Below are 9,505 nucleotides of genomic sequence, written 5' to 3' on the forward strand. Positions count from 1 at the left end.
GTGCATGTCAGGAGACCCACGCGTCGTGGAACTGCAGGCGGGCGGCGGAGTCGAAGCGCACACCGTGGGCGCGTGCGCCCACGCCGACGACGACGCTGCCCTCGAACAGGGGGATGGCGTAGGCGTCGCGGACGAGCAGGGTCTGCGCCGTGGCCACCTGCGCGGCCCGCCTGCCGGTGTCGCTCTCTGCGGCTTGGTCGTCGAGTGCGGTCTGCAGCGGCCCGCCCGGCAGCCGTACGGCGTTGAGGCCCTTGGCCGTGTAGTAGCGCCGGAGGATGTCGGGGTCGGCGCTGGGCGCGTCACCGAGGATGAGGTCGTAGTCGCCGTCCTTGAACGCCTGCAGAGCCTGGGAGACCGGCGTCTGCCTGAGCACGACGTCGACGCCGACGGCCTTGAGCTGCTGCTGGACCAGTTCGAGGGCCGACTGGGTCGCCGCGTAGGTGGAGAACCAGCGCAGGACGAGGCTCAGCCGCTCGCCGTTCTTGAACCGCACGCCGTCCGGGCCCGCCTTCCAGCCGGCGCCGTCGAGCAGACGCCCGGCCCCGGCGGGGTCGGCGGCGAGGTCCGCGCCGAGGTCGGTGTATCCCGGGGTGGAGCTGGCGAGGATGCTCGTCGCGGGCCGGTAGACCGACCCGTACAGGGTGGTGACGATCTGCCGCCGGTCGACGGCCTTCTGGATGGCCCGGCGCACGGCGGGGTCCGCCGTCAGGGGCCGGGAGGCGTTCACGTTGAGGCTGTAGACCAGGCCCGCCGGGGAGCGCGTCTCCAGCGCGAACCCCTCCTGGCGCAACTGCTGGGCGCCCTGCGGCTGCAGCAGCGAGACGACGTCGGCCTGCCCGGAGCGCAGCCGGCCGGCCCGTACGCTCTCCTCCGGGACGACCTGGAACACGACCTGGTCAAGGTAGGCGGCGCCCTTTTTGGAGGCGAGGGCGGAGCCCCAGGCGTAGCCGTCCCTGCGCCGCTCCACCACCTCCTGGTTGGGCGTGTAGTGGTCGAGCACGAACGGGCCGGAGCCGACGACCCCCGACGCGCACCGGTCGGCCGCCGATCTCGCCAGCGTCGTCTCCGCGACCATGCCGAGGCTCGTGGTGGAGGTGCCGTACAGGAACGGGGCGTTGGGGTGGTCGAACTCGACCCGCACGGTTCTGGCGTCGACGACGACGCTGCGCCGGTAGCCCGACAGGTAGGTCGACGCCTGCACGGCCCGCGCGCCGAGCTTCACCAGGTGGTCGAGGTTGTCCTTCACCGTCCGCGCGTCCAGCGGGGTGCCGTCACTGAAGGTGACGCCGTCTTTGAGGGTGAAGGTGTAGCGGCGGGCGCCGGACTCGGCCTTCCAGGACTCGGCGAGCCAGGGCACGATCTTCCCGGTGGCCGTGTCCTGGTCGGTCAGCGAGTCGACCAGCTGACGGGTCACGGTGATCGTGTTGCTGCTGCCCGCCTGCTGGGGGTCGAGACAGTCGGGCGCGGCCGACAGCGCCGCGGTCAGCCGGCCGCCGGTCTTCGGCCCTCCGGACCCGCCGCCCTTCACCGGATGCCCGCCGGACGCGCCCGACCCGCAGGCCGCGACGAGGAGGACGGCGCAGACCGCGCCGCAGGTCGTCACCTTCAGGGGCATCAGACGGCTCCAATTCCCTGCTAAATCGACTGCTTGACTAGGTTTTTACGCCCCGAGAAAGCGGGGAGTGTCCCCGCTTTCCCGTTACGATAACGGGGACACTCCCCGCTTATCAACCGATAGGGACGCGCATGAACGGACCCGTCCAAGTCGGCGTCGTGGGCGCCTCACCCTCGCGCGGCTGGGCCGCCACGGCCCACCTGCCCGCCCTCGCCCGGCTCCCCGGGTTCACGCTGACCGCCGTGGCCACCTCCCGCCCGGAGAGCGCCCGCGAGGCCGCCCGCGTGTACGGCGCCCGGCACGCCCTGACGGCCGCGGAGCTCGTCACGCATCCGGACGTCGATCTGGTGGTGGTCGCCGTCAAGGTGCCCGGCCACGCCGAACTGATCAGGGCCGCCCTCGGCGCGGGCAAGCACGTCCTGTCCGAGTGGCCGCTCGCCACCGGCCTCGGCGAGGCGACGGAGCTGGCCGCCCTCGCGAGGCGTGCCGGGGTGGTCCACGCGACCGGGCTGCAGGGGCTGCACTCCCCGGGCGCCCGGCACGTGCGCGAGCTGCTCGACGGCGGCCGCGTCGGCGAGGTGTGGGCCGTCAGCGTCGTCTTCGCCGCCGCCGGCGGGCTCGGCGGCGGCCGGATCCCCCGGTCCGCGATCTGGGCCACCGACCCCGCGGCCGGGGTGAGCCTGCTCAGCGTCTCGGCCGCCCACATCCTGTCCGTGCTGACGACCGCCGTCGGCGCGCCGTCCGAGCTGTCCGCGATCGCGGCCTGCGCGGGCGGCACCGCGGTGGTGGAGGAGACCGGCGAGGTCATCCCCGTGGGCATGGTGAACCAGGTCGTGCTGCACGGGCACCTCGGACAGCACGGGCACCTCGGACAGCACGGGCGCCTCGGCGGCGGCGTCGTCGCATCGGTCGCCGTGCAGGGCGGCACCCCACCCGCCGCGGCCGGCTTCCTGATGAAGATCGTCGGGAGCGAGGGGGCGATGACCGTGACGCCGGTCCAGCGCGGCAGCTCCATGCAGATCGCCGACTGGGTCGTCCGCGTAGCCCGCCATGGCGGCGCGGAGGAGGAGGTCCCGGTGCCGTCCCGCCTGCGGGCGGCGCCCCCGGACGTGCCCGCCGGGCCGCCGGCCAACGTCGCGGCCCTGTATCTCGAGGTCGGGCGGGCGATCGCGGAGGGCCGCGACGCCTACCCGAGTTTCGAGACGGCGGTGCGCTACCACCGTCTCGTCGGCCTCATCGAGGAGGCGTCCCGGTCCGGTCTGAGGTTGCCCGCAGGCCGTCCATGAGCACGGTGAGCAACCGGTCGGACCGGGTCGCGTCGCGGGGGCCGCGCTCCGTCGCCCAGGCGATGCCGGTCGCCTGGGTCAGCAGGTCGACCGCGTCGACGTCGCACCGCATCTGCCCCGCGCGCTGGGCCCGCTCCAGCAGCCGGGCCGCGACGCCGAGGAGCGTGGCGCACGAGCCGTGCAACGGGGAGCCCGGGTCGCCGCGCAGCGTGGCCAGCACCGACGCGGGCAGCCCCTGGTAGGTCTTGGTGTACGCGACGAACTCCCGCAGCCAGACGGCCAGGGCGTCCGCCGGCCCCTCGCGGGAGAGCAGGGTCCGCTCCCCCTCCACCAACTGGCCGATCCGCTCCCGCAGCACCTCCTCCAGCAGCGCCTCACGCGTGGGGAAGTGGCGGTAGAGCGTGGCGTTCGCCACCCCGGCGCGCTTGGCGATGCCGTCCAGGGGCGTGTCCGCGCCGTGCTCGGCGAACGCCTCGACGGCGGCGTCGAGCAGCACCTGCCGGTTGCGTCTGGCGTCGGCCCGCATCCGCCGGGTCCCCCCGGAGCCGGGCGGCGCCTCGGTCCGTGAGCCGCCGGAGCCGGGCGGCGGCACATCGGTCCGGGGGCGGTCCCCCGCCGTTCCGGGGAGCATCCCCCGATTAAACCACCCGGTCGCACCCCGCCCGGGTCCGGCCGGGGATCAGCGGCCCTCCGCGCCCGCCGGGACGGGAACCGGCAGGCCGTAGTGCTCGCGCAGGGTCGTGCCGCGATACTCCGTGCGGAACAGGCCACGCCGTTGAAGGAGCGGCACGACGTGGTCGACGAACGCGGGCAGCCCGTCGGCCAGCACGTCGGGCATGAGGTTGAACCCGTCCACCGCCCCGGACTCGAACCAGCGCTGGATCAGGCCGGCCACCTGATCGGGGGTGCCGACGACCTCGACGTTTCCCGTGCCGACGCCTCGGCTCAGCAACTGGCGGACGGTGAGACCGGTCCGGGCGTGGCGCCGGGCCACGTCCTCGGCCCGGCCGGAGTCCGGCGCGTCCGGCGCAAGGCCCGCCAGCAGCTCGGGCGGCACGGGCCGGTCGAGTTCGAGCGCGTCCGGCGGGACGCCCAGCGTCAGCGCGAGGTAGGACACCGGCCCCGACAGGTCGGTGAGGGCGTCGAGCCGCTCCCGCCGCTCGTACGCCTCGCGCTCGGTGCCGCCCAGTGTGATCCGCAGCCCGGGAAGGATCCGGATCGCGTCCGGGTCGCGGCCGTACTCCGCGGTGAGCTCCCGCAGCGCCCGGGACGCCTCGCGTGCGTTCGCCAGGTCGCCGGGAGCGGAGAACACGGCGTCGGCGGTCCGGGCAGCCAGGTGCCTGCCCTCGTCCGCGCCGCCCGCCTGGAAGATCACGGGGTGGCCCTGCGGGGAGGGCGGCAGCGTCAGCGGGCCGTGCACGGTGAAGTGCTCGCCCCGGTGGGCGATCGGCTCGACGCGGGACAGGTCCGCGAACCGGCCCTCGGCCACGTCGGCCACCACCGCGCCGGGACCCCAGCTCCGCCACAGCGCCCGTACGACGTCGACGAACTCGTTGCCCCTGGCGTACCGCTCCTCGCGGGTGGGCTCGCCGGCGCCGAAGTTGCGTGCGGAGTTGGAGTTGTAGGTCGTCACCGCGTTCCACGCCGCCCGGCCGCCGCTGATCACGTCGAGGGCGAGGAACCGGCGCGCGACGTTGTAGGGCTCGTTGTAGCTGGTGGACGCCGTGCCGATCAGCCCGATGCGCTCGGTGGCGCGGGCGATCGCGGTGAGGATCAGCGTCGGTTCGAGGCCGTTGTACGGCGGCCCGGCGGCGAGGTCTTGCACCACTCCCGGGGAGTCGGCGAGGAAGACGGCGTCCAGCAGGCCGCGCTCGGCTACGCGGGCCGCGGCGACGTAATCGTCCACCTGGACGAACGACAGCGGCGACGCCGCCGGCCAGCGCCAGGCGCCCGGGTGCGACCCGAGCCCGCCGAGCAGGTTGACGTTGAGGTGCAGTTCGCGGGTCATCGTTTCCTTTCTCACGAGGTCGTGCTCGCCAGGCCCCACTTCACCGGGCGCCTTCTCACCGGGCCCCTTCTCACCAGGCCCCTTCTCACCAGGCCCCTTCTCACCAGGCCACGGGCAGCGCGTCCACGCCGAACACGGCCGAGGACGACCGGAACGGCACGTCCTCGTACGGCACGGCCAGACGCAGGCCGGGGAGGCGGCGCAGCAGCGCGGGGTAGGCGATCCGCATCTCGATCCGGGCGAGCGGCGCGCCGAGACAGTGGTGGATGCCGTGCCCGAAGGCGAGGTGCCCGAACGCCTTCCTGGTGACGTCGAAGTCGTCCATGCCGGGCCCCAGGCGCTCGTCGCGGTTGGCCGTCGGCAGCGAGCACACCACCAGGTCCCCGGCCTTGATCTCCCGGCCGCCGAGGACCACGTCCACCTGGGCGATCCTGGGCAGGCCCGAGTGCACCACGGACAGGTAGCGCAGCAGTTCCTCCACGCCGCCGTCGACGTGGGCGTCGTCGCGCATGAGCGCGGCCTGGTCCGGACGGAGCAGGAGCAGCATCACCCCGAGGGCGAGCATGTTGGCGGTGGTCTCGTGCCCGGCGAGCAGCAGCAGGTCGGACACCCCGGTCAGCTCCCGGTCGGTGAGGCTGTCGCCGTGCTCGCGCACGAGCATGCCGATCAGCCCCTCCCCTGGCGCGCGCCGCTCCCGCTCCACCAGGCCGGCCATGTAGGCCCGTGCCTCCTCGACTGCCGCGATCCGCTCCTCCACGCCGAGGGACATGTCGAGCCGCCGGGCGCTGCGCCGCTGGAAGTCCGCCCGGTCCTCGTACGGCACTCCCAGCAGCTCGCAGATGACCAGGGACGGGATGGGCAGCGAGAACGCCTCGACGAGGTCGGCCGGAGGGCCCGACCGCTCCATCGCGTCGAGGTGGTCCGTGACGATCTCCTCGATGCGCGGCCGGAGCCGCTGCAGCCGCTTGACCGTGAACTCGGGGCTGAGCATGCGGCGCAGCACGGTGTGCTCGGGCGGGTCGTACGCGCCGAGCAGGCCCGAACCGGCCGAGGAGACCGAGCCGGACCGGTCCTCCCGGGTCGTGAGCGGGTGGCTGTTGGCGAAGCGGGCGGAGTCGCCCATCACGGCCCGCACCTCGTCGTAGCGCGTGACCAGCCAGGCGGTCTCCCCCCACGGCAGCGTGGTCGGAGCCACCGGCTCCTCGCTGCGCCGCCGGGCGAGCCGGGCGTCCGGGCCGAAACATTCCCTGCGCACCAGCAGGGGAACGAGCGTGTCCTGGGTCACTGGGGGCACCATCCTTACTGCGGACCCGCGACGGGTCGTGTGGAGGGGACCGGGGGATCAGCGCGCGGCCAGTTCCTTGGGCAGGTTGAACTTCGTCGTCTCGACCGCGACCCGCCGCTCCACCACCTCGACCGGGCCGAGGCCGCGCAGGTTGCGGACGATGCCGTCCACGAGCGCCGGCGGGGCGGAGGCGCCCGCCGTCAGCCCGATCCTGACCGCCTCGGCGAGGTCGGCGAGCCGCACGTCGCCGACGTCCTCCACGAACCGGGTCGGCGTGCCCGCCCGCTCCGACAGCTCCGCCAGCCGCAGCGAGTTGGAGGAGTTCCTCGAGCCGACCACGAACAGCAGGTCCGATTCGGCGGCGACCGCGCGCACCGCCTCCTGCCGGTTGGTCGTCGCGTAGCAGATGTCGTCGCTGCCCGGCCCCTTGATGCGGGGGAACCGCTCCCGCAGCGCGGTGACGACCTCGGCGGCCTCGTCCACCGCGAGGGTCGTCTGCATGACGTAGGCCGTCTCCCCCTCGTACGCCGGGAGGCGGGCCACGTCGTCCACCGTCTGCACGAGCGTCGTCCGGCCGGGCGCCTCCCCCAGCGTCCCCTCGCTCTCCTCGTGGCCCGCGTGCCCGATGAGGACGATGCGGTCCCCTCTGGCGGCGAACCTGCGCACCTCGGCGTGCACCTTGGTCACCAGCGGGCAGGTCGCGTCGACCACCCGCAGCCCGCGCCGCCGCGCCTGCGCACGCACCTCCGGCGACACCCCGTGCGCCGAGAAGACCACGAGAGCGCCCTCCGGCACCTCGTCCAGGTCGTCGACGAACACCGCGCCCCGCTCCGCCAGGTCCCGTACGACGTGCGTGTTGTGCACGATCTGCTTGCGCACGTACACCGGATGCGGATGCCGGGCCAGCGCGGCCTCCACGATCTGCACGGCGCGCTCGACGCCCGCACAGAACGACTGCGGCTGGGCGAGCACCACCGTCCGGGGGCGCCGCGCGGCCCGCCAGCGGCCGAGCACCTCGTCGACGGCGGCCCGCGCGTGGGAGGAGACGGCCCGCACGCCGTCAGGAAGGGTCCCGGGCGCCGTGCCGACCGTCAGCCCGGCGCGGCGCAGTTCGGCCGCGATCAGGTCCGCGGACGCGAACGAGTCGGCCACGAGAACGTCGGCAGGCGTCATGAGAAGGCACCTTTCTTGGTCGGGACGGTTCGTACGGTAAGCACCGATTCGTCGTGCGGCCAGGGAGGCGTCCCGTGGGACAGGACAACGATCCGGCTCCCGCCCCGGCCGCGCGGGTCTCGCAGGCAGGAGACGTCCCGTGCGGCAGGACGGCGATCTGGCCCGGCCTCGCGCCGAGCGTCTTTCATACACGCCATGACCCTTCTGGAGCTGATACGGGAGCCCCGCGACCTGCGCGGCCTGACCCTGGACCAGATGCGGACCCTCGCCGCGGAGATCCGTGCGCTGCTCGTCGACCGGGTGTCCAGGACGGGCGGGCATCTCGGTCCCAACCTCGGAGTCGTCGAACTGACCCTGGCCGTCCACCGGGTGTTCGACTCCCCCCGTGACCGGATCCTGTTCGACACGGGCCACCAGGCGTACGTCCACAAGATCCTCACCGGCCGGGCCGCGGGGTTCGACCGGCTGCGCCGACGCGGCGGGCTGTCCGGCTACCCCTCCCGGGAGGAGTCGCCGCACGACGTGATCGAGAACTCGCACGCCTCGACCGCGCTGAGCTACGCCGACGGCCTCGCCAAGGCGTACGAGCTGCTGGGCGACCACGACCGCACGGTGGTGGCCGTGGTGGGCGACGGGGCGCTGACCGGCGGCCTGTCATGGGAGGCGCTCAACACGGTCGCCTCCTCACGCCGCCGTCTCGTCATCGTCCTCAACGACAACGGCCGGTCGTACGCGCCCACCGTGGGCGGCCTCGCCCGCCACCTGGCCGCGGCGCGGGCGGGACGACGGGCGGCGGAGGTGTTCGAGCGCCTGGGCCTGCGCGTCGCCGGCCCCGTGGACGGCCACGATCTCGACGCCTTGGAGCGGGCGTTGCGGGAGGCCAGGGAGGCCGGCGAGCCGATGGTCGTCCACTGCGTGACCCGCAAGGGGGCCGGCTACCCGCCCGCCGAGCGCGACGAGGCCGACCACTTCCACGGCATCGGTGTGATCGACCCGGTGACGGGACGGCCGAAGCCGCGCTCCCCCTCCTGGACGTCGCTGTTCGCCGAGGAGTTGGTGCGGGTGGGCGCCGACCGGCCCGACGTGGTGGCGATCAGCGCGGCCATGATGGAGCCGGTGGGCCTCGGCCGGTTCGCCGCCGCCTATCCCGGGCGTGCGTTCGACGTGGGGATCGCCGAGCAGCACGCGGTCGCCTCGGCCGTCGGCATGAGCATGGCAGGGCTCCACCCGGTGGTGGCCGTCTACGCGACCTTCCTCAACCGGGCGTTCGACCAGGTCCTGCTGGACGCGGCGCTGCACCGGGCCCCGATGACGCTGGTGCTCGACCGGGCGGGGGTGACCGGAGAGGACGGCCCGAGCCACAACGGGGTCTGGGACCTGTCGATCCTCCAGGTCGTGCCGGGACTGCGGGTGGCCGCGCCGCGGGACGGCGCCACCCTGCGGGCCGAGCTGCGCGAGGCGTTGGCGGTGCCGGACGGGCCGACCGTGGTGCGGTTCCCCAAGGGGGCGCCGCCCCCGGACGTGCCGGCCCTCGGCCGGGTGGGCGGCGCCGACCTGCTCCGGCGCGGCCATCGGGAGGACGTCCTGATCGTGTCGATCGGCGCGATGGCGCCGGTCTGCCTAAGCGCGGCCGAGCGGCTGACCGAGGCCGGGCTGGGGGTGACCGTGGCCGACCCGCGCTGGGTCAAGCCGGTCGACCCGGCGCTGGTGGACCTGGCGACGAGGCACCGGCTGGTGGTGACCGCCGAGGACAACAGCAGGGCGGCGGGCGCGGGATCGGCGTTCGCCCAGGCGCTGCGGGACGCCGGAGCCGACGTGCCGGTGCGCGAGATCGGCGTGCCGCCGCGGTTCCTGGGACACGGGTCACGGCCGGAGGTGCTGGCCGAGGCGGGGCTGTGCCCCGGCGCGCTGGTGGACACCGTCCTGGACGCCCTCGGCCGGATGCCGGACGCCGAGGCGGCCGCGATGGCGCTGGCGAAGGGCATGTGAGGGCATGGCCACCGTATCCCTGGGGATTCCCGCCGTACGGACCCAGCCGATCGCCAAGCGGCGGGTGTCACGTCAGATCATGGTCGGCTCGGTCCCCGTCGGCGGGGACGCGCCGGTCTCGGTGCAGTCCATGACCACCACGCTGACCG

At 74.2% G+C, this 9,505-nt stretch carries 7 protein-coding genes and 1 pseudogene; 3 read left to right on the plus strand and 5 right to left on the minus strand.

Translation table 11 applies throughout. The features are described from left to right. Window positions 1-7: 7 nt before the first annotated feature. Complete coding sequence (locus FLW16_RS38100; RefSeq protein WP_142565864.1) at window positions 8-1,615, minus strand: ABC transporter substrate-binding protein; 1,608 nt, start codon at window positions 1,613-1,615, stop codon at window positions 8-10. A gap of 131 nt (window positions 1,616-1,746) precedes the next feature. Between FLW16_RS38100 and FLW16_RS38105 the strand changes: the two genes are divergently transcribed. Continuing rightward, entirely contained in the window at window positions 1,747-2,901 is a 1,155-nt protein-coding gene (locus tag FLW16_RS38105; protein ID WP_142565866.1) for a Gfo/Idh/MocA family protein, read from the plus strand. On the opposite strand, the gene FLW16_RS38110 is transcribed toward FLW16_RS38105, so the two are convergent. The 4 genes from FLW16_RS38110 to ispH all read right to left on the minus strand — a co-directional run bounded on the left by FLW16_RS38110 (window position 2,849) and on the right by ispH (window position 7,367). Further along, window positions 2,849-3,532 (minus strand): TetR/AcrR family transcriptional regulator, encoded by a 684-nt coding sequence (locus FLW16_RS38110; RefSeq protein ID WP_260616049.1) that lies wholly within the window; start codon window positions 3,530-3,532, stop codon window positions 2,849-2,851. The two genes, FLW16_RS38105 and FLW16_RS38110, sit on opposite strands and share 53 nt — an antisense overlap. A 48-nt stretch (window positions 3,533-3,580) precedes the next feature. Beyond that, a complete protein-coding gene (locus FLW16_RS38115) occupies window positions 3,581-4,909 on the minus strand; it encodes an NtaA/DmoA family FMN-dependent monooxygenase (RefSeq protein ID WP_142565867.1) in 1,329 nt (442 codons plus the stop codon). A 100-nt stretch (window positions 4,910-5,009) separates the two neighbouring features. Further along, a complete protein-coding gene (locus FLW16_RS38120; RefSeq protein WP_260616050.1) occupies window positions 5,010-6,194 on the minus strand; it encodes a cytochrome P450 in 1,185 nt (394 codons plus the stop codon). 57 nt (window positions 6,195-6,251) lie between these two features. Continuing rightward, window positions 6,252-7,367 (minus strand): 4-hydroxy-3-methylbut-2-enyl diphosphate reductase, encoded by a 1,116-nt coding sequence (ispH, locus tag FLW16_RS38125; protein WP_142565871.1) that lies wholly within the window; start codon window positions 7,365-7,367, stop codon window positions 6,252-6,254. Window positions 7,368-7,562: 195 nt separating this feature from the next. On the opposite strand from ispH, the gene FLW16_RS38130 reads away from it, so the two are divergent. Beyond that, window positions 7,563-9,356, plus strand: a complete 1,794-nt coding sequence (locus FLW16_RS38130) for a 1-deoxy-D-xylulose-5-phosphate synthase (RefSeq protein ID WP_142565873.1) — start codon at window positions 7,563-7,565, stop codon at window positions 9,354-9,356. 4 nt (window positions 9,357-9,360) lie between these two features. Continuing rightward, window positions 9,361-9,505 (plus strand): annotated as a pseudogene (locus tag FLW16_RS45680) (4-hydroxy-3-methylbut-2-en-1-yl diphosphate synthase); the annotation flags it as partial.

Source organism: Microbispora sp. KK1-11, from assembly GCF_006874435.1.
In the GTDB taxonomy this organism is placed as follows: Bacteria; Actinomycetota; Actinomycetes; order Streptosporangiales; family Streptosporangiaceae; genus Microbispora; species Microbispora catharanthi.